Source organism: Arachidicoccus terrestris (genome assembly GCF_020042345.1).
GTDB lineage: Bacteria > Bacteroidota > Bacteroidia > Chitinophagales > Chitinophagaceae > Arachidicoccus > Arachidicoccus terrestris.
On the sequence record NZ_CP083387.1, the window covers coordinates 1,096,931 to 1,121,607 of the forward strand.

34 protein-coding genes are annotated in these 24,677 nt (G+C 42.7%); all 34 read left to right on the forward strand.

Features of this window, described 5'->3' with window-relative positions; all coding sequences use genetic code 11:
- The first annotated feature begins 25 nt into the window (after positions 1–25).
- The 34 genes from K9M52_RS04225 to K9M52_RS04395 all read left to right on the forward strand — a co-directional run bounded on the left by K9M52_RS04225 (position 26) and on the right by K9M52_RS04395 (position 24,668).
- Complete coding sequence (locus K9M52_RS04225) at positions 26–658, forward strand: hypothetical protein (RefSeq protein WP_224070818.1); 633 nt, start codon at positions 26–28, stop codon at positions 656–658.
- Between the two features lie 259 nt (positions 659–917).
- Positions 918–1,646, forward strand: coding sequence for an LbetaH domain-containing protein (locus K9M52_RS19250; protein WP_262902425.1), 729 nt, complete (start codon positions 918–920; stop codon positions 1,644–1,646).
- Entirely contained in the window at positions 1,646–2,113 is a 468-nt protein-coding gene (locus K9M52_RS04245) for a recombination protein NinG (RefSeq protein ID WP_224070819.1), read from the forward strand. Before K9M52_RS19250 ends, K9M52_RS04245 begins: the two co-directional genes overlap by 1 nt.
- Complete coding sequence (locus tag K9M52_RS04250; protein WP_224070820.1) at positions 2,110–2,511, forward strand: helix-turn-helix domain-containing protein; 402 nt, start codon at positions 2,110–2,112, stop codon at positions 2,509–2,511. Before K9M52_RS04245 ends, K9M52_RS04250 begins: the two co-directional genes overlap by 4 nt.
- A 127-nt stretch (positions 2,512–2,638) precedes the next feature.
- Positions 2,639–2,890 carry a hypothetical protein gene (locus K9M52_RS04255; protein ID WP_224070821.1) on the forward strand — a complete coding sequence of 84 codons (252 nt, stop codon included), beginning with the start codon at positions 2,639–2,641 and terminating at the stop codon, positions 2,888–2,890.
- Between the two features lie 33 nt (positions 2,891–2,923).
- The gene (locus tag K9M52_RS04260) at positions 2,924–3,784 is read left to right on the forward strand and encodes a YdaU family protein (protein ID WP_224070822.1); all 861 of its coding nucleotides are present in this window, start codon (positions 2,924–2,926) and stop codon (positions 3,782–3,784) included.
- Positions 3,785–3,798: 14 nt separating this feature from the next.
- On the forward strand, positions 3,799–4,590 hold the full coding sequence (locus tag K9M52_RS04265; RefSeq protein ID WP_224070823.1) for a hypothetical protein: 792 nt from the start codon (positions 3,799–3,801) through the stop codon (positions 4,588–4,590).
- 2 nt (positions 4,591–4,592) lie between these two features.
- Positions 4,593–5,057: a hypothetical protein gene (locus K9M52_RS04270; RefSeq protein WP_224070824.1), complete on the forward strand. Its 465-nt coding sequence runs from the start codon at positions 4,593–4,595 to the stop codon at positions 5,055–5,057.
- 10 nt (positions 5,058–5,067) lie between these two features.
- Positions 5,068–5,541: a class I SAM-dependent methyltransferase gene (locus K9M52_RS04275; RefSeq protein ID WP_224070825.1), complete on the forward strand. Its 474-nt coding sequence runs from the start codon at positions 5,068–5,070 to the stop codon at positions 5,539–5,541.
- Positions 5,542–5,551: 10 nt separating this feature from the next.
- The gene (locus K9M52_RS04280; protein WP_224070826.1) at positions 5,552–5,746 is read left to right on the forward strand and encodes a hypothetical protein; all 195 of its coding nucleotides are present in this window, start codon (positions 5,552–5,554) and stop codon (positions 5,744–5,746) included.
- Entirely contained in the window at positions 5,739–5,951 is a 213-nt protein-coding gene (locus K9M52_RS04285; protein WP_224070827.1) for a hypothetical protein, read from the forward strand. Before K9M52_RS04280 ends, K9M52_RS04285 begins: the two co-directional genes overlap by 8 nt.
- A 196-nt stretch (positions 5,952–6,147) precedes the next feature.
- Positions 6,148–6,330, forward strand: a complete 183-nt coding sequence (locus tag K9M52_RS04290; RefSeq protein WP_224070828.1) for a hypothetical protein — start codon at positions 6,148–6,150, stop codon at positions 6,328–6,330.
- A gap of 393 nt (positions 6,331–6,723) precedes the next feature.
- A complete protein-coding gene (locus K9M52_RS04295) occupies positions 6,724–7,125 on the forward strand; it encodes a hypothetical protein (protein ID WP_224070829.1) in 402 nt (133 codons plus the stop codon).
- 35 nt (positions 7,126–7,160) lie between these two features.
- Positions 7,161–7,922: a hypothetical protein gene (locus K9M52_RS04300; RefSeq protein ID WP_224070830.1), complete on the forward strand. Its 762-nt coding sequence runs from the start codon at positions 7,161–7,163 to the stop codon at positions 7,920–7,922.
- 21 nt (positions 7,923–7,943) lie between these two features.
- Positions 7,944–8,432, forward strand: coding sequence for a DNA cytosine methyltransferase (locus tag K9M52_RS04305; RefSeq protein WP_224070831.1), 489 nt, complete (start codon positions 7,944–7,946; stop codon positions 8,430–8,432).
- A gap of 483 nt (positions 8,433–8,915) precedes the next feature.
- On the forward strand, positions 8,916–9,398 hold the full coding sequence (locus K9M52_RS04310) for a hypothetical protein (RefSeq protein WP_224070832.1): 483 nt from the start codon (positions 8,916–8,918) through the stop codon (positions 9,396–9,398).
- 2 nt (positions 9,399–9,400) lie between these two features.
- The gene (locus tag K9M52_RS04315; protein ID WP_224070833.1) at positions 9,401–9,619 is read left to right on the forward strand and encodes a hypothetical protein; all 219 of its coding nucleotides are present in this window, start codon (positions 9,401–9,403) and stop codon (positions 9,617–9,619) included.
- A gap of 1 nt (position 9,620) precedes the next feature.
- Positions 9,621–10,022 (forward strand): DUF4406 domain-containing protein, encoded by a 402-nt coding sequence (locus tag K9M52_RS04320; protein ID WP_224070834.1) that lies wholly within the window; start codon positions 9,621–9,623, stop codon positions 10,020–10,022.
- A gap of 87 nt (positions 10,023–10,109) precedes the next feature.
- Positions 10,110–10,772, forward strand: a complete 663-nt coding sequence (locus K9M52_RS04325) for a phage tail protein (protein WP_224070835.1) — start codon at positions 10,110–10,112, stop codon at positions 10,770–10,772.
- A gap of 197 nt (positions 10,773–10,969) precedes the next feature.
- Positions 10,970–11,671 carry a ParB N-terminal domain-containing protein gene (locus K9M52_RS04330; protein WP_224070836.1) on the forward strand — a complete coding sequence of 234 codons (702 nt, stop codon included), beginning with the start codon at positions 10,970–10,972 and terminating at the stop codon, positions 11,669–11,671.
- A 2-nt stretch (positions 11,672–11,673) separates the two neighbouring features.
- Positions 11,674–12,240: a hypothetical protein gene (locus K9M52_RS04335; protein ID WP_224070837.1), complete on the forward strand. Its 567-nt coding sequence runs from the start codon at positions 11,674–11,676 to the stop codon at positions 12,238–12,240.
- 76 nt (positions 12,241–12,316) lie between these two features.
- Complete coding sequence (locus tag K9M52_RS04340; RefSeq protein WP_224070838.1) at positions 12,317–14,101, forward strand: phage terminase large subunit family protein; 1,785 nt, start codon at positions 12,317–12,319, stop codon at positions 14,099–14,101.
- A gap of 12 nt (positions 14,102–14,113) precedes the next feature.
- On the forward strand, positions 14,114–14,494 hold the full coding sequence (locus tag K9M52_RS04345) for a hypothetical protein (protein WP_224070839.1): 381 nt from the start codon (positions 14,114–14,116) through the stop codon (positions 14,492–14,494).
- A gap of 9 nt (positions 14,495–14,503) precedes the next feature.
- A complete protein-coding gene (locus tag K9M52_RS19165; protein WP_394369840.1) occupies positions 14,504–14,737 on the forward strand; it encodes a phage head-tail joining protein in 234 nt (77 codons plus the stop codon).
- Entirely contained in the window at positions 14,721–16,220 is a 1,500-nt protein-coding gene (locus tag K9M52_RS04350; RefSeq protein ID WP_224070840.1) for a phage portal protein, read from the forward strand. The genes K9M52_RS19165 and K9M52_RS04350 overlap by 17 nt, the downstream gene beginning before the upstream one ends.
- Positions 16,221–16,239: 19 nt before the next feature.
- Positions 16,240–16,518, forward strand: a complete 279-nt coding sequence (locus tag K9M52_RS19170; RefSeq protein WP_224071856.1) for a DUF1064 domain-containing protein — start codon at positions 16,240–16,242, stop codon at positions 16,516–16,518.
- Positions 16,519–16,571: 53 nt separating this feature from the next.
- Positions 16,572–18,554, forward strand: coding sequence for a prohead protease/major capsid protein fusion protein (locus K9M52_RS04360; RefSeq protein WP_224070841.1), 1,983 nt, complete (start codon positions 16,572–16,574; stop codon positions 18,552–18,554).
- Between the two features lie 68 nt (positions 18,555–18,622).
- Positions 18,623–18,955, forward strand: a complete 333-nt coding sequence (locus K9M52_RS04365) for a DUF2190 family protein (RefSeq protein ID WP_224070842.1) — start codon at positions 18,623–18,625, stop codon at positions 18,953–18,955.
- Positions 18,956–18,993: 38 nt separating this feature from the next.
- The gene (locus K9M52_RS04370; protein WP_224070843.1) at positions 18,994–19,344 is read left to right on the forward strand and encodes a head-tail joining protein; all 351 of its coding nucleotides are present in this window, start codon (positions 18,994–18,996) and stop codon (positions 19,342–19,344) included.
- 1 nt (position 19,345) lies between these two features.
- Entirely contained in the window at positions 19,346–19,912 is a 567-nt protein-coding gene (locus K9M52_RS04375) for a Gp37 family protein (protein ID WP_224070844.1), read from the forward strand.
- Between the two features lie 33 nt (positions 19,913–19,945).
- Positions 19,946–21,388 carry a phage tail sheath family protein gene (locus K9M52_RS04380; protein WP_224070845.1) on the forward strand — a complete coding sequence of 481 codons (1,443 nt, stop codon included), beginning with the start codon at positions 19,946–19,948 and terminating at the stop codon, positions 21,386–21,388.
- 51 nt (positions 21,389–21,439) lie between these two features.
- Positions 21,440–21,958: a phage major tail tube protein gene (locus K9M52_RS04385; RefSeq protein WP_224070846.1), complete on the forward strand. Its 519-nt coding sequence runs from the start codon at positions 21,440–21,442 to the stop codon at positions 21,956–21,958.
- Between the two features lie 24 nt (positions 21,959–21,982).
- On the forward strand, positions 21,983–22,366 hold the full coding sequence (locus tag K9M52_RS04390; protein ID WP_224070847.1) for a hypothetical protein: 384 nt from the start codon (positions 21,983–21,985) through the stop codon (positions 22,364–22,366).
- Between the two features lie 196 nt (positions 22,367–22,562).
- The gene (locus K9M52_RS04395; RefSeq protein ID WP_224070848.1) at positions 22,563–24,668 is read left to right on the forward strand and encodes a phage tail tape measure protein; all 2,106 of its coding nucleotides are present in this window, start codon (positions 22,563–22,565) and stop codon (positions 24,666–24,668) included.
- The last annotated feature ends 9 nt before the right edge of the window (positions 24,669–24,677 follow it).

Consider the following 24,677-nt stretch of genomic DNA (forward strand, 5'->3'; position numbering starts at 1 on the left):
CGGTACTATTATGCGCCGGTCGGGAATGATTAAAAAATTGGGCAATAAAGGTGATGCCGGTTCCTTGTACCAATGGACGTATTACAAGCCTGCCGGATCCACAGAAGCAATTGATTCATTTGTCGCAGCCCTAAAAGCATACAGTGCCAACATGAAAAAGGAACTAGATGCAAAGCGTATGCAAAATTCAGTTGCCGAATTGAAAGCCTTCGGACCTGATGGGCAAAACACCCCGAATCCTGAACCAACACAAATTGACTTAGTTCAGGCAAAGGATGCCGCGGAATACATAAAAAATATTGCAGATCCTATAAGGAAAGTAGCCTTTGAACACTTTGAAAAGGAAAAGCAGGATCGCAGTAACAGAATGGCGCAACCCGATTTATTCACTGCTATTCAGGAATGGGGCGGCACTCAACCTGTGCGGGAATATGAAATTGTCCAGGTATTGAAATCTATTTGCAACGAACTTAAGGGCATCAGGGCCAACTTGGAAAAGAAACCTGATCCGGTTGCGCCAGAAATGCCGGTGGAAATGTCCCGCAGCCCCTTTGATAGCCATATTGAAAAAATGAATATTGATCCTTTTGGAAAGTATTCTGAATCCCAACGAATTACCGAATCAAAACCAGTTGAAAATGAGCAATCAATTAATTGATCTGGCGGTTAAAATTGCAGTTTGTGTGTTTGCTATGTATGCATTTTCTAACCCTCCAAAAAATCGGGCATGAAAAACACATCACCAATTTTACCAGCGACTTACTTCGTTTCTGTCGATCAGATCGTAAAACACTATCAGGCCCTTATTAAGTCATCACATGACAAAAAGGCCAATAAATTCCGACGGAAACGCCTACGGCAACTTACTGCCAAATAATCACTTTCATTACCAATTACCAAATTTAAAATCCAGAAAAATGAAGAAAGAAACAACAATTTTTCTTTGGGTTGATGGGGAAGGCTGGACTGCTTTTACCCTTGAAACAGCAACCGAAGAACTAGCAAAGCGCAACATTACCATTGGCGGACGTGCATCCATTGGCTACGGTGCATCCATTGGCGGACGTGCATCCATTGGCTACGGTGCATCCATTGGCGGACGTGCATCCATTGGCTACGGTGCATCCATTGGCGACGGTGCATCCATTGGCTACGGTGCATCCATTGGCGACGGTGCATCCATTGGCTACGGTGCATCCATTGGCTACGGTGCATCCATTGGCTACGGTGCATCCATTGGCTACGGTGCATCCATTGGCGGACGTGCATCCATTGGCTACGGTGCATCCATTGGCGACGGTGCATCCATTGGCGGACGTGCATCCATTGGCTACGGTGCATCCATTGGCGACGGTGCATCCATTGGCTACGGTGCATCCATTGGCTACGGTGCATCCATTGCAAAAAACGAAAAGATCACCAAAACCATGTTTATAACCGGATCAAGACATGCGGTTAATTGGTGGGGATCAGGACAGATTAAAATCGGCTGTCAGCTGAAAACAATTGCTGAATGGCTGACTGAATATGAAGAAGTAGGCGAAGATCAAAGCTATAATAAAGACCAAATCGCCGAATACCTGGGCTACATAAAAATGTGTGAAGCTCTTCAAAATGCAGTCGACCAAGCAAAAGTTAGTAAGTAATGTCCGAATGTAAGCATCCTACCTGTGGTGAGTTCTGTCGCCGCCCTAAAAAAGAAAAGAAGGTTTATCAGCTGAAACGATCCCCGATCAAAAAGAAAAAGCCCAAAAGTAAGCCGGAAGATCTTCCTGAAATGTTGGATTTGGCACAAATAATCTTCAATAAATGGATCCGGAATCGGGACAAAGACAAGCCATGTATAAGCGGCGGCGGAATAACAGAGGATGCCGGGCATTACTTCCCACAGGGAAAATATTCAGGGGTCAGATTCGACGAAATGAACGTAAACGGACAGTCGAGGTACGATAACCGGTTTAAGGAAGGCAATCTGCCGGGATATTTAGCCGGTTTGATTGAAAGGTACGGACGGGATGCCGTGGAAGATCTGGAAGCCAGGGCAAAGGCAACGAAGTTTTACAAATGGTCCCGCGATGAATTACAGGCAATAATCAATAAATACAAACTATGACATTAGATTTTATACAAGCTGCGGTTTCAAAGATTACTGGCGTTTCTAAATCCGCGTTGGAGAGCCACTACAGGACACGTCGCATTGCATACGCCCGTCACCTGTATTATTATATGGCCTATAAATACACTGCGGAGCCAAACAACAGGATTATAGCCCAGATAGGACAAAAAGAATCCACTGCTATAAATAAGGCACTGGCAAAAATTGGTGATCGCCTTTCGGATCCGCGGACCCGCCGACATATCGAATCCCTGAATAAAACAATCCTGAACCAGTGTATTACGGAAATCCGGAAATGTCCGGACGAATTATTTAACGGGCTGTGTGGTTACCGATACCGGGACCAAGCTAATCGGGAACGTGATTACCAGCCAAAAAATGCCGCCTATGGGTAAAACATCAGCAAGTCAGAGGGAATATAATCGCCGGTATTATCAAGATAATAAAGCCCAGATTCAAGCCGACAATCGGCGCCGGTATCTGGCACGGAAACTAAATCCACCAAAAGAAAAGCCCAAACCAATGAAGCAAAAAATTGATGGTGTTGAAAATCGGAAGATCTTAAAGTTCATCGTCGAACGCCCATTCCATACCAAACCGGTATTAAAAAGAGCCTTTAAACAGGATGGCGTCAAGTACTACGAAACGGTAGACGGGAAGATCTACGACGCCGAAAAATACGATAAGGTATTCGGAAAGGGTAAAAAGGGGGTTATCAAGCATTCCAGGTACAAAGGGGAAAACCCCAACGCCAATACAGCGGCGATGCAATAAGGAATATTAAAAAGAGAGAAAGCACTACAAATTATGGCAAAAGATCCAGCAGTATTGTGGTATTGGGGTGACTGGAAATCTGGCACCAGCTTATTAAGCCGTTTTTTAAAGGGGTGTTACATGGAAGTGCTGGACGCGCAATTTAATAATGGGCATCTTTCATTAGAAGAAATAAAAATTTGTCTTGGATCGGACTTTGGTCAGGCATGGCCTACCCTCCAAAAGAAATTTAAACAGGATCCTGACGGACTGTTTTTTAATGAAAGGCTTGAACGTGAACAATTGAAGCGTCAGAGGTACTGCGCCAGCCGAAGCAACAACAAATCTGGACGTAAAAAATCATATGATAAATCATATGAAAATCATACGACAAATCATATGTATATACATATGGAAAATGAAAATAGAAATAGAAATAGAAATATTTTAGAAAAAGATATAGGGGGTGTGGGGGAAAAAGAAAAAACCTTTTGTGAAAATGTCGATCCTGAATTTTCGGAGCGGGAACGGGAAAAATACTTAGTGCCGGAAATGATGTCTGCCTACATGCGGGTAAACCCAAATTACATTTCGCGAAAAGACATCGATTTTAAGGCACTTTTCCAGATCGGGAAGACAATCGCACAGGCAGGGGGATTAAATGTCGAAGATCAGGCTGCTATGCAGCAAATTTTAATGATCTGGGCCGAAGTCGTAGACTTCATTTCCAAAGATTCGTTTTTCTCTACCTACCAACTATCCCAAATCGAAAGGTATTTCCAAAATATATTTTCCAGATACAGGACCAGTAAGGAAAAGCCGAAGCCGCCACCGGGTAAAGAATCGGTTATAGAGCATAACCAGCGGGCCGCAGATGCCGCCCGTGAAATGCTAGCGAAAAAATACCAACAGTAGTAAAAGAATGTTTTATGAATCAATTAGTTAAATCAGATAATGCCATTGCCTTGCAACGGGACATTTTACCAAAGCTGCCGGAACGGCATCGGGAAATAGTCGCAGCCGGGTTGATGCCTAAGATCGCAGATCAGCCTGCCGGGATGGTTGTTAACGACCTGGTCACAATCATTGTCGGAATAACCACTATTGCCGGTCAGAAGTTGGACACGGCAACGATCGGGATCTATGCAGACGAATTCTATAAAAAATTGATGTCTACCTATCCCCGAATATCCATTGCGGAAGTTAAAGCCGCATTGTATGCCGGTGTGTATGATGAATATGGGGATTATTACGGGTTGAACTGTAAGACCTTTGTTTCCTTCGTTAAATCCTATCTATTCAGCGAAAGCCGGAAAGAAGCTTTTAGGGTATTGGGCAAGGAGGCTGCACTATCCAATGAACGGACATTGACGCCGGAAGAAAAGGAACGGGACCTAAAGGACTTTATCAATTATTCCTACGGATCCTATTGCGTAGCCCAGCAATACAATCCCAATTTAATCCCCGTGCATTTTTACCATTATCTGGAATCAAAGCAGATGATCCGGATTACTACGGAACATAAGCAGAAGCTGCACAAAGAAGCGATCAAGATCTACGGGGATCTAGTGGAAAAATCCAATTTGTTTACCCAGGCACTGGAAAAGGCAATCGAAAAGGCAAAGGATAAAACGGAAACGGTTAAAAACATTGCCCGCCGGTTAGCAGTAGCCGAATTTTTTGCCGACCAAAAGAAAGCCGGTAAGAAGTTAATTTTTTAGATATGCTAACAACAAGGGAAGTCGAATTGAAAATAGCCAGACACGGTAAATATCTGCAAAATATCGTTATCCCACGGGTACAGGGTTCATACAAGTATCTTGGTTTTGAAACCGACATGCTGTCTATAACCAAATCAGGTTATGCAACCGGGTATGAGATCAAAGTTAGTGCCGGTGACCTGCGAAGGGATCTTAAAAAGCCGCATTTGATGGCGGTAATTACAGATCAGCAATCCGGATTAAACCAGTACTACAAGCGATTAAAGTATTTCTACTATGTTGTACCTAAAAAGCTTCTGCCACTAGCAGAAAGTATAGTCCCTGGATGTTTTGGATTGCTTTACGTGAATGAAGATAATCGGATATGTTGCCATAGATGGCCGGAAAGGCTTTTCAATTTCAAATGGGATCAATCAATGATTTTGCACATGGCACACCTTGGCTGCATGAAATTATATCACAAATAATTAAGGATCAATGACAGATAAAAAAATATTAGACGCTTGTTGCGGATCTAGGATGTTCTGGTTTGACAAAAATAACCCTCTGGTACTGTTTAACGATATACGGAAGGAAGATCACGTCTTATGCGATGGGCGAAAATTAGTAATAAACCCCGATATCGTTTCTGATTTCCGGAATATGCCTTTTGACGATGAAGCCTTTAAGTTGGTGGTTTTTGATCCCCCGCATTTAAAAAATCTGGGTAAAAGTTCATACATGGCTAAAAAATACGGTGTATTAGGCTTTACCTGGGAAATGGACATCTTAGAAGGCTTCAAAGAATGTATGCGAGTTTTAGAGCCAAACGGGTTATTAATTTTTAAGTGGAATGAATCCCAGATCAAAGTAAATGATCTGCTTTCTATCCTGCCGCAAAAACCATTATTCGGGCATCCGACAAGCAAAAATGGACATACTATATGGATGACATTTTATAAAAACCTTTAAATAAAGTAAAATGAATGAATTACTTAAGAAGGCTTTACATACTATTAGGAGCCTAAAACTTTCAATGGTCAATCATCCTGACTGCACACCCGGAAGTGAATTCTACGACTTGACCGACGAAGCACAGGACACTGAATTGCTTATCGAAGCGTTTCTGCAAACCGAAATAAACAATCAACAACTCAAGGAGGTATCTAATGGCTAAATACACGCTTAGTTATTCTATAGAGTGGTTTAATGGTGATCTGCGCATCGGCACCTGTGGGGTTGATACCAATGAACCTAAAGAAACAGTAGAGCAGGAGGCCTTTCAAAGTCTGATCGATATGCTTTCCGAGGACGCCGATTTTTCAGACATGGAGCCTTTTACACTAGATGGGGTAAAGGCAATATCAATCACCATAAAGTAAAAATTAAATGAAAAACAAAGACGATTTCCCCGATCTGGATATTCAGGAACTAAGTAAGCCCTGCCCCCCCTACCGGAAGGGCAAAGAATAAAATCCTTTGTTGAAAACTATTGGGCTAAAAAGCCTAAAGCAACCAAAAGGGAAGTTCAACGGGCAGCAACAAAGCATTTTGGAAAACCAATTAAAATTTAAAAGGATGAAAACCATATTAGACCATATCTCCACGCTTCCGGAGCCTTATAGATCGGCGGCAATGGAATATATAAAGTCCCGTCCACGGGCGGCGCAAATGAAATTCGGGAGCCTTAAAAATGCAATTGTCTGGACGTTGCCTGCCGGTATGATAAAAAATAATTTTTGGTCACAAATATTTAAATAGTTAAAAATGAAAACAATAGGACAAATCAAAACGCTAATTAGCGAAGCGGTGTCTGAATTGGACACACCGATATTAACATCCCAAGGTGGTAGAGACTTTAAAGCAATGACCCGCCGAAAGAAAAGGGTAACCAAGCGAGTGGAATACCTTAACAAGATCCGCCTATATCTTGAAACGGGGGGGTAAAAATGGCTTTTTAGAATCGGAACGGGACCGCCTTCAAACGGTTCTGGCTAACTTTTCATTAAGCTATCAGGCGCACTACCGCCGGTGTGGATCTCCTTTCAATGATAAGCCCCTGCGTGCTGCATTTGATAAAATGCACAATATCCAACACCTAAAGGAGCAGCTGCGAACTATCAATTTTATTCTAGACTAAACAAAGTGCCAATTATGGAAGATCAAAAAGTAACCGTCTTGTATCGGTTTGAAAGGAATTGTCCATCTGAATCCCTAACCAATGGCGACGGGACTTCAAATGTACGGATATGGGACAGGAAATTCAAAGTCATACGCGAAACCCCATGTTTTTATATAGTGCGTGAACACGGGATGTATGGCAAGGAAAAGCGGGTGGGTAAGAAAACCCGCCGTCCTTTCGCCTATCGCACTAGAAAGGAAGCCCTGCAATCATATATCCATAGGTGCAACCGGGCAATTGCACTTTCCAAATACCAGATAAAATATGCCCAACTGGCCCAGGAAGCTGCAAAGAAACTATGGGACGAAGAAAACCCGTCAGAAAAACCCTATCAGATAAACCCTAACGATGTATTTGATTGCTGGGCGCCATAGCACAGTATTTAATGAATTTCTAAAATATAAAAGTCATGACACCCGAACAAGGTGATACAATTGTAGTATGGTTTAGTTGCGGTGCTGCAAGCGCGGTAGCTGCTAGAAAGGCTATTGAACAATATAGCCATATATGTACAATTCGGATTGTAAATAACCCAATTAAAGAAGAAGATGCCGACAATCAGCGGTTTCTGAAAGAAATCGAAAGATGGTTGGGGCTGCCAATCGAAAGCCAGATTAATCCAAAATACCCAAACCATTCATGTGTAGAGGTTTGGAATAAAGAAAAATATATGAGTGGCGTGGGTGGCGCACGATGCACCAGGGACCTAAAGAAGGCTGCCCGTCAGGAATGGGAGAAAAACAATCACTTTGATTTTATCGTAATGGGATTCACGGCAGAGGAACGGAGCCGGTATGAGAGATTTGTAAGGACCGAAAGGTCAAACACCCTTAATATTTTAGGTGATCTTGGACTAAGCAAACAGGATTGTTTTGATATAATCCTATCGGCCGGTATTGAGTTGCCATTAATATATAAGTTGGGTTATCCAAATGCAAATTGTATAGGGTGTGTTAAATCCAGCTCCCCTACGTACTGGAATCACGTTAGGGCAGTGCATCCGGATGTATTTAAAGAGCGGGCAGAGCAATCAAGGCGGATTGGATGCAGGCTTGTAAAATACAAAGGGAAAAGGATATTTCTTGATGAACTGCCCCCAGATGCGAAAGGTCGTCCAATGGCGTCGTTAAAAATGCCGGATTGTGGGATCTTCTGTGAAGAAAAATATTGACCAATAAACGAACTGTAAGATATGAAAACTAAAACAGTATTAGCCCCTGATCTATCCAAAATAAAAGTAACAAGGGACAATATAGACGAAATACTTTCCAGAATTGTTGCCGAAGAAATCCCGCCCAAGTTTATTGTAGTAGATCTTTTCTGTGGTGCCGGTGGGACAACAACGGGCTTTGAAATGGCTGGCGGCATAGCCAAAATTGTTGCATGTGTTAATCACGATCCTGTAGCCATATTAAGCCATTGGCGTAATCATCCCCATGTATTGCATTTTGAAGAAGATATTAGGACCCTTAACCTGTATTGCCTTAAACGAATAGTAGACCATTACCGGGCATTATATCCGGATGCAAAGGTTATCCTATGGGCTTCATTGGAATGTACAAATTTCAGCAAGGCAAAGGGCGGCCAACCCCGTGATGCGGATTCCCGCACATTGGCGCAGTCTTTATATCAGATATGGATCCCTGATCCAAAGGACACTACCGGTAAGAAAGGTAAATAAGTCCGGGAATCCCGCACACCCGTTGTATCTAAAAAAAGATATTATCCCTTTCAAATTTAATTAACGCTTTCGGGCATAAACAAATAACACATGTTCACTACCAAGCAAAAGAAAAAGAAGTTTATTAGGCAAATGAGGTCAAGCCATATAATTGGGAAGCAATACCCTTTTGAACGTCGAAAATTATATTCGTTCAGGGGATTGGTCGGACGCATCGCAAAAAGACATTATCTAAAATTAAACCGCACTGGAAACGGAAACCAGTAACGCCTTGCCAAAAGTATCAACAAAGCCTTTCACTAGAGAGTTTCAGTACTTCTGTATCAATATACCCCAAAATTTGAGGGGTAGACTTGAAAAGGCATACGACTACATCAATTCTGATGAAAGCAAAGAAAGGGAAACAAGCAATTGCAAACCGAAGTATTAGAAAAATTCGGGCTTCATATTGCTATCAGAAAAATATATAAAAAATAAACAAATATGAAAAACTTAAAAATCGGGGATCAAGTAATTATGGAAGGCTGCGCAGAATCAACCCTGCCGAAGTATAAAAATAGAATATGGACTTGCCAAACTGATAGTTACATCGACAAATGCGGTCAGGAAGTCGTGTTCTTAGATGGTTTTAGCGGCTGTTTTTTATGCGATTACTTAAAACCAGTCGCCCAAATTGATGCTATTGGGCTTATATCTTCCGAAAGGGCAAAGCAGATTAGCAAAGGTTATACGCCGGAACATGATGCAGGCTATACGGATGAAACTGGATGCAGGTTTGATTCTATTGCGTTTAAACTCCTTAAAGGATGGCCTGCACCCCCAGCATTTAACACCCAATATTGGCAAAACCTTATAAGCCTGCCTTATCAAGACCAGCTGCGCATTGCCGGGGCTTGGATAGCTGCTGAATTGGATCGGGTTTTATTCTTAAACCAGTCAGAAGGCGCAACCAGCAAAGTCGATTGACCATGAAAGAACCATTTACTGTAGACGAGCGGATTGTAATGGACTTAATAGTAAAGGCGCATAATAGCTTTTTGGCTTTGCCCCGAAGTCATCCAGCGGAACTAACCGAGTGGATTAATCACTTACATGGTTTACAGGACGTATTGGGTCGCCGGGTTTTATGCCGGGATTACCCAAATTACTTTAATGGTGGCAAGGAATTAACAACAAAAGAATGTTAGAATGGAATTTATAATTAAAGAAAGCAAAATTAATACCCTGATGCCGCCAATAGATGCGGCATCAGGTCTTGTTAAAGTGTACATAGCTGGTAAGATTTCTGGTTTAGACCCGGTTTTTGTTGAGCAAAAATTTTTGGAATATGAAATCGCTTTGAGGGCAAAGGGGTACTTACCCTTTAATCCTTATGCCTATGTTTCCGAAGTAAACGAGTTTAGAAAGTCCTTTGGATGGGCGCCACTAACCGACGAATCAGACAGGAACAAGATCATGCGTCTATGTGTCGGCAATCTAATGGAGTGCGACGAAATACATTTGCTACCGTGCTGGGTGGATAGTCAGGGAGCAAGGACCGAACTTGAAATAGCGCAAAAATTTGGAATTAGGACGGTTTACTGTACATAATCAAAATAATTGCTTTGAGAATCTGTAATTAATTGCTTGTATTGCAATTGCATTCGCAACGCACCTTTTTGTATAAAATCCCGACAAATGATAGTAGTCGATACAAAACAGGCAATACAGGATTATCAGAAACTAGGTGAAGCCCTTTCAAAAAAGGAGCTTCACAAAGGTATTTCAAGTGCCATCAATAAAACAATGGCAAAGGGTAGAACGGCCGCAAGACGGGCCGTTTCCGATGAATATAATATTCCCCAAAGAAGCTTAAAGGTCGTCGACTATTTACGATCTAATAGTAGCACCCTAACTGCAAAGTTGGGTGCTGACTCGCGCCCATTACCCGTTACGACATTTTCCCCCAAATATGAGATGCCCACGCAAACCATTAGTGTAACCCGGCGTGGTCAGGTAAAGACAAAAGATCGCCGTCGGCGTAATAGCAATGCTGGCAATGGCGTAAGCTTGGAAGTTCATAAAGGAGTGCGTAAAATGATCCCCTATGCCTTTATGACCAGATCTATTGTCGGTGTATTTGGCCGCGGTAATTATGTAGACCGGGGCTTTCAGCGTAGACACCAACGGGTAGCCAATACAGGCAATGATCTACCCATTCGGGATATGGTGTCTGTCTCCGTTCACACAGCCGTTATTAACAAAGATTCCTTGCAGAAGATAAGGGATATAGTTAAAGAAGGATTCCCGCGGGCATTAGAACACGAACTGCAATACAGACTTTCCAAACTAAAAAAATAATTGTTCATCACCGGGATCGACAGTCCATAAAACTAACGATTTCACGAATTTTCGACCCAGCGAAAATACTAACAAACAAACGATAACGTTCGTTAGTATTTGGGTCCTTCTGAAAGGGCAGCGATGCGGGTGGGTACAACCGCGAAAGTTCGATAGTGTTAGGATTTTTTGGGGGTGTCAACCAGAATAGAAAAACCATGAGAAAAAAAACGGCTGAAAATAGCGCCAATGTTGAGTTACAGAATAAAACCGTCAACCAAATAAAAACTGCCAAATTATGCGATTTGGTGTTAGACAACCGGAATGCCAACAAGGGTACCGATTTGGGGGGCGAATTATTAGAAACCTCTTTAAATAAATACGGTGTCGGCAGGGGTATTTTGGTAGATAGGAACAACAGGATTATTGCCGGAAACCAGACAGTGAAAAAAATGAAGGCATTGGGCATTGAAAATGTTGTCATTGTCCCTACTGACGGGAAAACCTTAGTTGTCTCCCAGCGAACCGATGTTGATATTGATAGTAAAATCGGGCGAGAATTAGCAATTGCTGACAATAGGGTCAGCCAGGCAAACCTAAATTTTGATGTAGAGCTTTTAAAGGATCTTGAATTTGACTTCGATTTAGAATTAACGGATTTGGCAATTGACCTGGGCAGCGAAGATCCTTTCCTGTTAGAAACCAAATCCGATTATGACGAAGAATCGGACGAACCAGAAGATAATTCAAAAAATTCCGAGGCCGCCGAAATCGACGAAGGGGACGAAACACCGACAATGTTTCAAATTGTAGCCGCACTGTCCGAAAGCGATGGACGCCGTTTTGCTAAATATAAAAAAGAAAATGGGTTGCATACCGACGGCGAAACCATTGTGCAAATGCTTAACGAACTCTTATAGATATGGCTAGACCAAGACAGGAACGGGTATCGCAACGGGAATATGCAACCCGTATCGGAGTTAGCAATGAAGCGGTACGGAAGGCCATAAAGGAAGGCAAGATCAAGCGCGGGTGGGATTCTAAGGAAAAGAAAATTATTGTTCAGGCAGCAAATGCAGAATGGGGAAAAATCCATATGCAAAACAATGTTGAAAAGCTGATCCAAAACAATACGAGAAAAACAGAATCCCCGCAGGGATCTTCCGGCCCCGTCGAGATAAACAAAAACAGCAGTTATGCCGATATCAGGCGCGGGACCGAATTATTAAAATTTCAGGCATCGCTGCTGGATCTTAAAAAAAGGAAGGGGGAATTAGTAGACAGGGTCGAGGTTCATAAGCAGCTTTTTGTCTACGGGCAGCAGGTTCGTACCGCCTTGCTTGCGATTCCTGACAGACACATTGATGCAATATTGGCGGCAAAATCCCGACAGGAAGCGTACGGGATCCTATCGGCTGCCCTTTATGACATCTTAGAAGATTTAACGAAAAAAGAAATTGATTTCACACCACGTGATGGAGACAGCTAGCTTAATATCAGGATTTATAGAGGGATTACGACCTGAACCGCGACTAACAGTCACGGAATGGGCCGATAGCCATCGAATGCTGGATAGCAAGTCGGCATCAGAGCCTGGACCGTACAGGTCCAGCCGTACCCCTTATTGGATTGAGCCAATGAACAATCTTTCTGTTACAAACATTGTCCGGAAAGTAATTATAATGAAGGGCGCCCAGGTTGGCGCCACGGAAATCGGCCTAAATTTTATAGGTTATGTTATTGATGTTGCACCCGGTCCGGCTTTAGCAGTTATGCCAACTGATGAAACCGTAAAGCGAAATTCAAAAATGAGAATTGCGCCAATGATCGAAGCAAGTCCCCGTCTGCGTGAAAAGATCCGTCCAGCAAGGGCAAAAGATTCAGGAAATACGATCAATCAAAAGGAGTTCCCAGGCGGGATGCTGATACTGACGGGTGCAAATTCCGGTGCGGGGCTTAGATCTATGCCGGTTCGTTATCTTATGTTGGATGAAACTGACGGTTATCCTATGGATGTTGACGGGGAAGGGTCGCCAACTGGTTTGGCCGAACAACGTACTGCCACTTTTCCAAATAAAAAAATATTAGAAATCAGCACACCTACCATTCAGGGGCAAAGCATTATAGAAGCTGATTTTGAAACTACAGATAAAAGATACTATCATGTCCCCTGCCCATTTTGCGGGTGCGAACAAACACTAAAGTTTGAAAACTTAAGGTGGGAAACAGGTAATTATGACAAAGTAGAATACGAATGCGCCCATTGTAACGAAAGAATCCAAGAAAGGTTTAAAACGGAAATGCTTGCATCCGGATATTGGGTGCCAAGCGCACCCGAAAAAACAAACCCCTTTACAGTTGGTTATCATTTAAGTTCCCTTTATTCCCCTTTCGGTTGGAAATCTTGGGCAGAAATTGCAGAACAATGGGATAAGGCCCAGGGGGATGATCCGAAACTGAAAAATTTCTACAATACAGTATTAGGTGAGACGTGGAAACAAAGATCTACTGCACCCGAATGGGAACGTCTTTACGACCGGGCAGAAGACTATCCAGTTAACAAACCATTCGCGGACGTAGTCTTTCTTACTGCCGGTGTGGATGTGCAGGGCGATCGGCTAGAAATCGAAATAGTTGGCTGGATGGAAGGAAAGCGAAGCCAGTCCATAGATTATCGTGTACTAAACGGCGATCCTTCTAAAAAGGAAGTATGGGCGGAACTTGACAAAATTGTAAACGAAGTTTGGGAGCGTGAAGACGGTGCAACCCTACCCCTTCGATTAATGGCAATTGATACCGGTTATCTGGCAAGCAAGGTATATGCCTGGCAACGAAAACATACTTTCACGCGAGTGATCCCGATAAAGGGATCCGAAAGCTTGGAAAACTACTTTTCCGCACCCCGCGCTATTGATGTAGTCAAACATGGAAAAAAGGTCGGGAAGCAAAAGGTTTGGCATGTGGGATCATCCTTTATAAAGTCAGAGACCTACGGATTTTTAAGACAATTTATAGATCCGGAAAATCCCGAAGAAATACCAGACGGCTACTGCCATTTTCCGAAAAGGGATCCCCATTACTTCCGTGGACTAACTGCGGAAGTTCAGGAATCAAAGAAAACTACCCGTGGGTATTATAAAACCTATTGGGTTAAGAAATATGACAGAAACGAACCATTAGACACACGAATTTATGCGCGGGCAGCCGCTGCCGTTATTGGCATGGATCGCTGGACGCCGGAACGATGGGAACAGGAACGGGCATTTTCTACAGTACATGTAGAAAAGCCAAAAGCCAAAACAACAGCACCAAAACCTAAAGCAAAAAAAACAAGTTACTGGAATAGATAAACCCCTTTTATTATGAAAGAAAAAGTTTATAACGGGCTACAGAAGCCGATCGAAGACAGAATCGTATATGCTGCATGTATCTATTGGAATGTAGATCGTGAGTATTTTAACAACACTGGCAGAAAAGGTAATACAGAAATGTCTTATCGACGAAGTGTAGTATTGTATCTATTGAAGACACTAACCCCTTATGCGCATGAAACCTTTTGCCGGTTATTTAAAATCAAATCGCACAGTAATTCCATAGATACTATTGCAAATTTTGATACCCTAAAGGGAATATATAGACAATATGCAGACGATGCAAAGAATATTGAAGCAATTGCTTCTAAATTAGAGGCTTCTTTAATAGTAAAATTCGTGGATAATGAAGCAAATTTATCCAACGGCTAATTAAAAATCATGGTGGTAATTCAACCAAAATATACACTAGACCAATATAAAGCAATAGTAGCGGCCTACTCCCAGGGAGTTACTAGGGTAAAATATGGCGACAAAGAAATCGACTACCGTAGCGTAGTTGAAATGGAACGTATTATCGCCAATATGGAAATTGCATTAGGACTTCGCAGTTTTCACAGGAAAAAGACTATCCGTTACAATAAAGGGTTAGATAATAATGAGTGTTATAGATAGAATTATTAAGGAGTTTTCCCCCGAAAGGGCGGTTAAGCGTGCAGCACATAAGGCCCAATTGCGATTAATTTCAGATCACCAGCGCCGGTATGAAGGCGCGGCATTTGGTGATCGCCACTCCGGATGGTACGGGAAGACTAACGAATCATTGAATCAAATGATTCATAGGGACCAGAAGAACCTTGTTCTTAGGTCCAGAAATTTGGCGATTAATAATCCTTATGCCAAGAAAGCACCTAAAACGATAGCCAATAACGTAATTGGTTCAGGCATTATCCCTACTCCTAAAGGCCGAAGCAAGTCGGTAGTTAAGCAACTGAAAGACCTTTGGAAAGACTGGGGAGAAAGTCTAGTATGTGATTATGACGGCAGGTTTAACTTCTATGGCCTGCAAAAAATGGCTATGCGTTCCGTCGTTATAGCCGGTGAAATTCTGGTTATTCGCAAACGCGTCGAATCTTCTGTTAATAAATTCGGGTTGCAAATACTTTTGCTAGAGGGCGAATACATAGATCAAACAAAGCATAACTACAGTGGCGGCTTCCCCACGACGGGGGAATATGATTATTATGGAATTAGATATAATTCTAAAAACAAGATCGTTGGCTACTGGATTTATGATCGTTCCCCTTTGGAAGGCAATCTAAAAAGTAGTTTAGTAGACATCAAGGACATTATACACATTTTTGAAGTGGATCGGCCACAGCAGAACCGCGGGGTTCCTTTTCCGTCTGCTACAATTCTTAAGCAGCGGGATCTTGACGATTATGAAGACGCTGAACTGTTAGGCAAAAAGGCAGCGGCCTGTATGCCAATATTTGTAACAAATAAATCAGAAGAAGGCGAAGGTGGCGTTATCTCGAATGATGATCGTGTAGAAAACTTGGAACCCGGTACAATCACGTATCTAAAAGCTGGCGAATCGGTAGAAATGACCCAACCCCCACAAAATCAGGGGTATTCCGAATATACCAAAACACAACACAGGGCCATTGCAAATGGATACGGGCTAACCTATGAGCAATATACCGGAGATCTATCCAATGTAAATTTTTCTTCTGGCCGGATGGGCTGGTTAGAATTTCAACGCCAGGTAGACGATTGGCAAAATATGCTGATTATCCCACAACTATGTGGGCCAGTTTATAAATGGTTTTTAGAAGCGGTAGAGACATCAACAGGAATCAATCTAGGTGGGGTTAGGGTGGATTGGACTGCACCGCGTAGGGAAATGATAGATCCTGTTAAAGAAACTAACGCCTTAGTGAAGGCCACGCAAGCCGGTTTTACCAGCTGGCAGGAAGTTGTAAGACAGCAGGGTTACAATCCAGATGATGTGTTAAAGGAGATAACGGAAGATCAGAACAATTTTTCATCCGCTGGACTAATGCCAAATTGGACACAATTTTTCGCCATTATGAGCAAAATACAAAATGCGACTAATAAAAATAAAAACGCAAAAGACACCCAAGTACCGCAATAAAAAATGTTAAGTCGATGGGATAAAGTTTGATTCCATCAAAGAAGGAAATAGGTACAGGGTTTTGGCACTGCAAGAGAAATCCGGAATAATAACAAATTTAAAACGGCAGGTTCCATTTGTTATAAAGGTCAACGGTGAAAAGGTTTGTACATATAAAGCAGATTTCGTTTATATGGATCGAAGCGGCGCGAAAATAGTCGAAGATGTAAAAAGCGATTTTACCCGAAAGGACAGGGTTTATAGGCTCAAAAAGAAGCTATTACGGCAAACACATGGAATAGATATCAAGGAAGTTTAAGCTGTCTGTAAATTGTCTATATAGTCCAAAAACCTTAACTGAAATTTGAAAGCGTGAAAGCAAATAAAAAAATACAAGAAGGTCGGTTTTTCAGCCGTGCAATGGTCGATTCAAATTCGATCATAGATACAGACGACGAAAAATCTTTTGAAGTGGTTTTCGCTACAGAAACGCCAGTGTTTCGGCGTGGATGGGATGAAAAATTCAATGAAATACTTGTATGTAACAAATCAAATATTAGGGCTGGACGCCTTGATGCCGGTGTGATCCCATTATTAAATGGACATGATCGGTGGGACGGCGTAAACGGCCAATTAGGGGCCTTAGACAGCTGGTATATTAAGGACCATGAATGCCGTGCAAAAATACTGTTTTCCACACGTCAAGAATTTGCGGGAATCTGGGGGGATATTAAGGCCGGAATTATCCGCAGCATTTCAAGTGGGTATAATGTATATAAGTATATTCGGACAGCACCAGAAAAAGAAGGCGGTGTCGCTACATACAAGGCTACTGATTGGGAACCTTTGGAAATTTCATTAGAGCCGGTGCCCGCTGACTTTAATAGCAAAGTCAGGAAAACAGAAGACGCTGAACACGAAATATTAATCGAAAATTTTTTATTAAATAATAAATCACGTTCCAATATGGAAAACGAAACAGTAGTGGAGCCACAGGGCGCCGCACCAACCGAACAACCGGCAACGCGTAGCGAACAAACCCCGCCCGCTGCCGTTGAAAAACCTGTAACAGCCCAGCCAACTGCTGAACAAGTCAGAAGCGAAGCGGTACAGTCAGAGCGCAAACGTACATCCGATATTATGTCCGCTGTCCGGGCCGCAAAATTGGATGATAAATTTGCTGCCAAATTAATTGAAGATGGCACAAGCATCGAAAATGCCCGTACCGCAATTATCGACAAATTGGCAGAACAAGATACCACACCCATCGGTGGGCCATCTGCAAGGCTTCGTGGTGACGAAGCTGATCAAACACGCGCAGCAATGTCTGATGCGATAATGTCCCGCGTTCAGCCAGGTAGCGTAAAAGAGATGTCAGAGACCGCACAGGACTATAGGCATTCATCAATGGTGGATATTGCCCGTCGTTGTCTGGAAATGAAAGGCGAGCGTTCTGGCCGTTACAGTCCTAGCGAAGTTATTACCCGCGCTATTGCTACAACGGATTATCCGTTGATTTTGGGAACAACTGTCCAGCGCTTTTTACGTAAGTTTTACGAAGCCCAAAATTTCGACTGGAAAAAACTGGCAAGTTCAGTGCCTGCCACCGACTTCCGCCAGCGTAACGGTCTATCGGTTTCCGGAAAGGTCACTTTTGAAGAAATCGCAGAAGGTGGCGAATACAAAGAAGCATCAGTACTTACAGAAGAAAATGCAAGCATCAAGCTAAAGACTTACGGGAAAAAGATTTCTATTCCCCGTCAAGCCATGATTAACGACGACTTGCGCGTATTCAGCTATTTACCGTCTATTATTGCCCAGGGTGCGGCCAATTTTCAGGCAGATAAGGTTTGGGCTTTGATTACCGGTAATGCCAAGACCCCAGACGGCAAGGTGATGTTTGAAGCCGCTTCGCATAAAAACTTAGGCGCCGCTGCGGCATTGAATGAAGATTCACTGTCCACCGCACGTACGGCCATGTTTAGGCAGACAACGCCGTCAAAGGATTTTATGCCAATTCAGGCCAAATACCTTGTCGTACCACCAGAATTGCAGACGACGGCTGAAAAATTAATGACAGCCATACTGGCAAATGCAACCGGTAGTGTCAACGTGTTTGCCAATAAATTTGAACTGGTGATTGATCCTAGGCTAACAGATCCCAAAGGATGGTATCTGGCAGCGGATCCAGAAACTTTGCAGGGAATTGTATATGCCTACTTACAAGGGGAAGAAGGGTTGCATATCGAAAGCAAGGTAAATTTTAACGATGATAGCGTCGTTACAAAGGCCCGCCTAGACTTTGACTGTAATGTTTGGGATTACCGTCCTTGGTATAAAAACCCTGGCGCATAATTGAAGCCTAATCATTAAAATAATTAAATAATAGCCCGGTCGGAAAGGCCGGGCATAAAAAAATAGCTATGTTAAATCAGATTCAGTCCGGATATTCACTTCAATTGGCTGCGCCAGCAGATGGCGTAGTCGGAGGGCAAATGTACGGCGTAGGCAATTTTATCGGCGTTGTAGTCGCTGACGCCGCCGAAGGTGAACAATTCACTTTAGTGATTAAAGGCGCCTTTGATGCAGTAAAGAAGAAGGCTGGCGAAGCATGGTCCCAGGGTGATGCGCTTTACTATAGCGCCGACGATGGATTAACCAAAACAGCCGGTGCGGACCCTGTGTTGCCTTTAGCGGGTTATGCCTATGCTGACGCTGCATCAGCAGATGTTGTTGGATCCATCCTTTTAAAATAAAAATTTAAGCCCTTCGATTGAAGGGCTTATTTAAGACAATGAACCTTTTTGATAGCATACAAGACACCGCCTTCGACGTAGTGACAACAACTTTTGGCGTTTTAGCAAAATGGATTCCAAAAGGCGGTGGCGAAGAAAAAACTGCAAAGGTGCTATATAAAGATCCGACGGAAAGCCAGCAAATTGGAAATACCGATTACGATGCACCGGGTTATACAATGGAATATAAAAAGGGGGATTTTGAAGGTTTAAAAGAACGGGCCGACGACGGTATATTAGACACAGTTTCAATTGAACAAAGGGATGGGTCGTTTATTTCGTTTCTGATTCAAAATGTCAAATTGAAATACGACGGTCGTACAATGGTGGCAATATTACACATGAAATAATATGAATTACGGAACCGCAGAAGAAGAAATATCAGATCGGCTAAACGAAAAATTTATTGCGTATGCCGCTGATTTCTTGGACGAAGTTTCGCTGTCAGAAACTGGGTATAAAGGTCAACCGGTTAGCGAATTTATGGAAGCCCTTCCAATCCCTGATACAGAAAAGGACTTCGACAAATTAAAGGCAAAATCAGACAGGGGTTTAGTCATTGCCGAATACATTGACGGAACATTTGATCCAGATAAGGGTAACGATACGGCTAGGATAATGGAGCGGGCCAGGTTTCGGATTATCTTTTCATCTCCACGGCGGAGGGGTCCCTACGGCATTTATACGCTGATTGAATTGGTTAAGCTTTATTTGACTGGATTTGCCCCTTCAAATGCTGATCGTTTGACCCCTACAAAGCCGGGTAGAATTGAAACGGAAAACAATGCATTTCAATACTATTTAGAATTTGAATGTAGGACCTATAACATGCAGCAAGAATATACCGATCCAGAAGAAACTATCGGTGAGCAATTAAAACGGGTCGCGGCGGAAGAAGAGTTCACATTCAATGATTAGAAACAAAACTTTTTAAAATAAAAATTAATAGAAATGTCTGCAAACTTTTTACACGGAACGGAAACGATCGAAGTTAGCAACGGCGACGTTGTTGTTTCGGAAGTAAAAACCGCCGTCATTGGACTAGTAGGGGTCGCTCCCAAAGGGCCATCAAATACCCTTCAATTGATCCGTAGCACTACAGATGCTGCAATATTCGGGGACCCAATCCCAGGGTTCAGCATTCCGCAGGCCCTTGCGGCGATCTTTGCCCACGGTACCGGGACTATCTTGGTGGTGAATGTCTTTGATGATGCAAAACACACAGAAGCCGTAGTAGACGAAGCGCAGACTGTCACAAATGGCGCACTTAAGCTTGCGTCGGCGCCCATTGACCTGGCAGCCGTGACCCTCAAAGATGATGCTGGCGAAGCATCAACATACATTGCGGGTACTGACTATACATTAGATCAATATGGCCGATTTATAGTTATAAAGGGTAGAATTCCAAACGATACGGTTATTAAGTTTTCGTACTCCAAACTTAAAGCTCTATCTGTATTAAGTACTGACATAATAGGGACTGTGTCTGAAACAGGTGTGCGTACAGGTATGAAGCTTTGGGATCTTGCTTTCAATAGCTTTGGTTTTAAGCCGAAAATTCTTATCGCACCCAACTACAGTTCAACGCCAGCCGTTTCCACTGCAATGTTAACCAATGCTATAGGACTTCGTGCAGTGGCCTTGATTGATTCTGTCGCCGGTGAGACTGTCCCAGATGCATTAACCAATCGGGTTGGAGCCGCTGACAGTTCTTTCAATACCGCCGATAAGCGTGCAGTGTTGCTATATCCTTTCCTAAAAGCCTACGACGCTTCCAAAGATGATGGCGATCCGAACACCGATACAAACACAAACTACCCATTTTCCCAATTTTACGCCGGATTAATGGCCGCTACAGACCGCGATTTAGGGTATTGGTATAGCCCATCTAACCAGTTGCTTAAGGGAATCACTGGTATTGAAAGGGAGTTATCAGCAAGCCTGAATGATGAAAATTGCGATACTAATACGCTAAATGCAGCCGGTATTACAACTGTCTTTAATTCATTTGGAACCGGATTTCTGGCATGGGGTAACCGAAACGCTTCTTTCCCATCCAATACCCAGCCTGATAGCTTTATCAGTATGCGTCGTATAGCCGATGTGGTCCATGAAAGTTTGGAATTGGCTTCCCTACCCTTCATTGATAAGCCATTAAATCAGGCTATCATTGACGAGATCCGAAATAGCGGAAACAATTTCATGAATGTACTGATTGGAAGGGGTGCGATTTTGGAAGGATCAAAGATCACATTTAACCGGGATCAGAATCCCCCTGCGGATCTTGCAGCCGGTAAAGTGAAATTTTCGATCAATTTCATGGGTGCAGTTCCAACCGAACAAATTACGTTCCTGTCTACGATCGACACGTCTTTATATTCCGTATTGAAGTAATATGAAGATCTGATCTAATTAAATTCAATACCCCTTTTAAAAATATTTGAAATGAATATCACAACGAATAAAGTTACCAACTGTAACATATACATGGACGGTAAATCTTACATGGGGCGAAGCGAAGAAGTGACGTTGCCGGATGTGATGCCAAAAATGGCCGACCATAAAGGACTGGGCATGTTTGGCGAAGCCGAAGTAACTGCCGGTCTTCAAAAAATGTCCGCAAAGATCAAATGGAATGCGATCTATCCGGAAGTAATGCGAAAAACCCATGATTTCTTTAATGCTACCAATCTGACAATCCGTGCATCCATTGAGACCTGGGACGGCGGAAGCCGTGTCGCTCAAACGCCCTGCATTATTTTCCTGCGTGGAACATGGAAAATGGCCGGGGGATTAGGATTCAAGCCACAAGACAACGTAGAGAGAGAAGACGAAATGAACGTCACAGCCTATAAAATGGAAATCAATGGGGAAGAAATCGTAAATATCGACGTTCTGGCTAATATCTGGCGGGTGAACGGCGTCGATCAACTGGCCCAATGGCGACAGATTCTGGGAGCCTAAAGTAAAACTATTTAAACGCCCTGCATGGTAGGGCGTTTCTTTTCTAATTTAAAAATCAAAAACAAAATGAGCAAAGCAGCGCAAGTAGATGAAGCAACCAATGACTGGCCAACCGTGGACCATGATTACATGAAAGACAAAGTTGAAGTCAAAAGGACTGAAAACGGAGCCTGGGTAACCTACGTCAAATTATCTGATGATCGAATCGCTAAAATAAAAGAAGGTACAGGGGCGGATGTAGAAAAAGCGACCTTAATTTCGGGGAATGACCAAAGTAAATTCCTGTCCGCATTGATGGCATGTGCCATTGAAGTAGATGGATCACCGATTGTAATGGAAGATTTGTCTGGATTCAAAATGAAAGATTATTTAGCAATGCAAGTAGCCTTCGCAGACCTAAATTTTTAGATCCCGTCTCTGAACCGAAATTAGTCAGTGACGGAAAGAAATCGATAGTAACAGCCGATAACATGGCCTTTATAGCCCACTATCTTAATGTAGGGCTTGAAGTATTATTCGGTTGGAAATTTCCCAGATTAAGAATGTGGCATGAGCGTGCAATTGGGCTTTATAAAGAAATAAATTCTACAGAAGAAAAATAATTATGGCATTAGATACAACTATGAAAATTGCTGTCATCCTATCCGCATACGATAGGATGTCTTCTGTTATTAATTCATCTGTCAGCAATGCCCAAAAGAAACTTGCATCGTTTTCGGCCAAAACAAACCAGCTGGCCGAAAAATCATTTCAAACCGGACGGCAACTAGTTACTGCGGGATTGGCTATTGGCGCACCGATCTATAAGGCCGTTGATGCAGCAAAGGAGTTTGAAACAAAGATGATCGATATTCGCAAGCAAATGAACGTCGATAGTCCAGAAACCGTCAAGGCAATGACGGGTGATATATTCAGATTATCAAAAACTTTACCTATTGCCACAGGTCAAATACAAGACATGGTAGCTGCGGGCCTTCGTATGGGAATTGCCCAGGATAAAATTATAGACTATACTAAGCAGGTTACAAAAATGTCAGTCGCCTTTGATATGCCTGCCGCTGAAATTGCCGACAGTATGGGAAAAGTGGCCAATGTGTTCAAAATTCCAATAGATAAGGTTGGTGAATTTGCGGACGCGATCAATTATTTGGATGACAATACAATAGCAAAAGGCCCCGAATTGATCAACGTATTACAACGGATTGGCGGATCCGCAAGAAATTTAAGTCCGAATACAGCAGCAGCCCTTGCATCGACTTTATTATCTGCTGGGGAAAGCGCAGAAAATGCCGGAACCGGTATAAACGCAATGCTAAATAGGCTTGGAGCGGCAACCATGCAAGCAAAGAAGTTTCAGGATGGCATGGAACTTTTAGGGTTGTCTTCCCAAAGAATCCAAAAACAAATGTCAGACAAATCTACAGCCAAAAGTGCCATTCTGGAAGTTTTCGACAAAATATCTCAATTAAGGCCAGAAAAACAAACAGAAGCCTTGGTAAGATTATTCGGAAATGAACAGGGGCCGAAACTTACAAAGTTGGCATTAAACGTTGGGGAGTTGCGCCGTGAAATGGAAATGGTTAACGGCCAACAAAAAGGGTCAATGGATAAGGAATATCAAAAGCGTCTTGCATCTAGCAGTGCCCAGATGCAAATATTTAGAAATAAAATATCCGAAGTCGCTGTCCGGGTTGGAACTGTATTATTGCCGTCGTTAAATAAATTAATGACATCTATCGGCGGCATAATGGAAAAAGTCAGCCGATTTGTCGAAATACACCCAACTTTAGTATCGGGATTAGTAAAGGCAGCGGCAGTCGCATCTGCATTAGCACTTGCAGGCGGCTATCTTTCCCTAGTTTTTGGAGGTATATTTAAATTATTTAGCATAGGTAGCCGTGTAATTAGCTTCCTTGTGAGTGCGTTTAATGTGCTAAAAACAACATTCATGGTCTTGCGGGTTGTCGTAATGGCATTCCCTATTGTTGGTTGGATAATGGCGATTGCTACTGCTGTTTTCTTTATCATCAAATATTGGACTCCAATAAGTAAATTCTTTGTTATGGTCTGGCAAAAGGTCAAACTGGCTTTTTCTGCCGCATGGCAATGGATCAAGAAAATGTTTTTGAACTATACCCCCTATGGGCTAATAATTAAACATTGGTCCAAAATAACGGGATTCTTTTCCGGGATGTGGGGGAAGGTTAGAAATATATTTAATGGGGCTGTAAATTGGGTAATGGGGCTTGGAAAGACATTCTATAATGCCGGTGTGAATATTATCAACAGTCTATGGAAAGGCATTAAAAGCATGGCCCACAAGCCTATAGAAGCCATGCACAAAGTAGTAAGCAAGATTCGAAAAATGCTACCGTTCAGCCCAGCAAAAGAAGGCCCGCTGCGGGATATTAATAAGATCCGTCTGGTAGAAACAATTGCTGAAAACATCCGCCCAGCGTCAATGATTAATGCCATGCGAAATACGGCATTTGGCGTAATGAACTTCCTACGGAACCCAGGGACCGGAATGCCGCAACTTGCCGCATCAGGTGTTCATGCCGGTGGGGGATTTACAATGAATGTAACGGTTCACCTTTCCGGATCTGCCACGGCTGCCGATGGGAAGGCAGTAAGTGATGCAGTTAAAAAAGAATTTCCCAAATGGATCAGAGAATATGAGAGACAGAAAGGCCGAATATCATTTATTTAATTAGCATGT

What these genes read in the sequence shown, in the direction of transcription:
- K9M52_RS04265 (WP_224070823.1), top strand. Translation starts at nt 3,799, where the DNA reads ATGAATCAATTAGTTAAATCAGATAATGCCATTGCCTTGCAACGGGAC.
- K9M52_RS04250 (WP_224070820.1), top strand. Translation starts at nt 2,110, where the DNA reads ATGACATTAGATTTTATACAAGCTGCGGTTTCAAAGATTACTGGCGTT.
- K9M52_RS04285 (WP_224070827.1), top strand. Translation starts at nt 5,739, where the DNA reads ATGGCTAAATACACGCTTAGTTATTCTATAGAGTGGTTTAATGGTGAT.
- K9M52_RS04295 (WP_224070829.1), top strand. Translation starts at nt 6,724, where the DNA reads ATGGAAGATCAAAAAGTAACCGTCTTGTATCGGTTTGAAAGGAATTGT.
- K9M52_RS04380 (WP_224070845.1), top strand. Translation starts at nt 19,946, where the DNA reads ATGTCTGCAAACTTTTTACACGGAACGGAAACGATCGAAGTTAGCAAC.
- K9M52_RS04375 (WP_224070844.1), top strand. Translation starts at nt 19,346, where the DNA reads ATGAATTACGGAACCGCAGAAGAAGAAATATCAGATCGGCTAAACGAA.
- K9M52_RS04330 (WP_224070836.1), top strand. Translation starts at nt 10,970, where the DNA reads ATGAGAAAAAAAACGGCTGAAAATAGCGCCAATGTTGAGTTACAGAAT.
- K9M52_RS04315 (WP_224070833.1), top strand. Translation starts at nt 9,401, where the DNA reads ATGAAAGAACCATTTACTGTAGACGAGCGGATTGTAATGGACTTAATA.
- K9M52_RS19250 (WP_262902425.1), top strand. Translation starts at nt 918, where the DNA reads ATGAAGAAAGAAACAACAATTTTTCTTTGGGTTGATGGGGAAGGCTGG.
- K9M52_RS04340 (WP_224070838.1), top strand. Translation starts at nt 12,317, where the DNA reads ATGCTGGATAGCAAGTCGGCATCAGAGCCTGGACCGTACAGGTCCAGC.
- K9M52_RS04290 (WP_224070828.1), top strand. Translation starts at nt 6,148, where the DNA reads ATGAAAACCATATTAGACCATATCTCCACGCTTCCGGAGCCTTATAGA.
- K9M52_RS04365 (WP_224070842.1), top strand. Translation starts at nt 18,623, where the DNA reads ATGTTAAATCAGATTCAGTCCGGATATTCACTTCAATTGGCTGCGCCA.
- K9M52_RS04300 (WP_224070830.1), top strand. Translation starts at nt 7,161, where the DNA reads ATGACACCCGAACAAGGTGATACAATTGTAGTATGGTTTAGTTGCGGT.
- K9M52_RS04350 (WP_224070840.1), top strand. Translation starts at nt 14,721, where the DNA reads ATGAGTGTTATAGATAGAATTATTAAGGAGTTTTCCCCCGAAAGGGCG.
- K9M52_RS04395 (WP_224070848.1), top strand. Translation starts at nt 22,563, where the DNA reads ATGGCATTAGATACAACTATGAAAATTGCTGTCATCCTATCCGCATAC.
- K9M52_RS04310 (WP_224070832.1), top strand. Translation starts at nt 8,916, where the DNA reads ATGAAAAACTTAAAAATCGGGGATCAAGTAATTATGGAAGGCTGCGCA.
- K9M52_RS04270 (WP_224070824.1), top strand. Translation starts at nt 4,593, where the DNA reads ATGCTAACAACAAGGGAAGTCGAATTGAAAATAGCCAGACACGGTAAA.
- K9M52_RS04390 (WP_224070847.1), top strand. Translation starts at nt 21,983, where the DNA reads ATGGTAGGGCGTTTCTTTTCTAATTTAAAAATCAAAAACAAAATGAGC.
- K9M52_RS19165 (WP_394369840.1), top strand. Translation starts at nt 14,504, where the DNA reads ATGGTGGTAATTCAACCAAAATATACACTAGACCAATATAAAGCAATA.
- K9M52_RS04345 (WP_224070839.1), top strand. Translation starts at nt 14,114, where the DNA reads ATGAAAGAAAAAGTTTATAACGGGCTACAGAAGCCGATCGAAGACAGA.
- K9M52_RS04305 (WP_224070831.1), top strand. Translation starts at nt 7,944, where the DNA reads ATGAAAACTAAAACAGTATTAGCCCCTGATCTATCCAAAATAAAAGTA.
- K9M52_RS04275 (WP_224070825.1), top strand. Translation starts at nt 5,068, where the DNA reads ATGACAGATAAAAAAATATTAGACGCTTGTTGCGGATCTAGGATGTTC.
- K9M52_RS04325 (WP_224070835.1), top strand. Translation starts at nt 10,110, where the DNA reads ATGATAGTAGTCGATACAAAACAGGCAATACAGGATTATCAGAAACTA.
- K9M52_RS04255 (WP_224070821.1), top strand. Translation starts at nt 2,639, where the DNA reads ATGAAGCAAAAAATTGATGGTGTTGAAAATCGGAAGATCTTAAAGTTC.
- K9M52_RS04260 (WP_224070822.1), top strand. Translation starts at nt 2,924, where the DNA reads ATGGCAAAAGATCCAGCAGTATTGTGGTATTGGGGTGACTGGAAATCT.
- K9M52_RS04370 (WP_224070843.1), top strand. Translation starts at nt 18,994, where the DNA reads ATGAACCTTTTTGATAGCATACAAGACACCGCCTTCGACGTAGTGACA.
- K9M52_RS04245 (WP_224070819.1), top strand. Translation starts at nt 1,646, where the DNA reads ATGTCCGAATGTAAGCATCCTACCTGTGGTGAGTTCTGTCGCCGCCCT.
- K9M52_RS04225 (WP_224070818.1), top strand. Translation starts at nt 26, where the DNA reads ATGATTAAAAAATTGGGCAATAAAGGTGATGCCGGTTCCTTGTACCAA.
- K9M52_RS04335 (WP_224070837.1), top strand. Translation starts at nt 11,674, where the DNA reads ATGGCTAGACCAAGACAGGAACGGGTATCGCAACGGGAATATGCAACC.
- K9M52_RS04385 (WP_224070846.1), top strand. Translation starts at nt 21,440, where the DNA reads ATGAATATCACAACGAATAAAGTTACCAACTGTAACATATACATGGAC.
- K9M52_RS04280 (WP_224070826.1), top strand. Translation starts at nt 5,552, where the DNA reads ATGAATGAATTACTTAAGAAGGCTTTACATACTATTAGGAGCCTAAAA.
- K9M52_RS04320 (WP_224070834.1), top strand. Translation starts at nt 9,621, where the DNA reads ATGGAATTTATAATTAAAGAAAGCAAAATTAATACCCTGATGCCGCCA.